This is a genomic window from Colwellia echini, from assembly GCF_002843355.2.
GTDB lineage: Bacteria > Pseudomonadota > Gammaproteobacteria > Enterobacterales > Alteromonadaceae > Colwellia > Colwellia echini.
On sequence record NZ_PJAI02000132.1, the window covers coordinates 1 to 273 of the forward strand.

Genomic DNA, 273 nt, shown 5'->3' on the forward strand with positions numbered 1-273 from the left:
AACTGCCGTCGGTTGCCGTAAGGTTAAACGTATCTTTTAACGTTTCATCCCCACCCGAAATCGCGCCGCTTACTACGCCCGTATTATCCAAGCTAACTGTGTCATCACCATCTCTGCCTGAAATACTCGCGATACGTCCGGTAGTTGCACCACTTACTGTGAAAATATCATCACCAAGGCCGCCAACTAACGCCCCCGTTATACCCGCTGTGCCAATAGTAAAGGTATCTGCATCAACACCACCCGTGATAGCACCCGCAGTGCCATTAATCG

The 273-nt window shown here is 50.2% G+C and carries 1 protein-coding gene; it reads right to left on the reverse strand.

Annotated elements, in window-relative coordinates; translation table 11 throughout:
* A partial coding sequence (locus CWS31_RS17715) for a hypothetical protein (RefSeq protein ID WP_170252936.1) occupies positions 1–273 on the reverse strand: 273 nt, incomplete at both ends.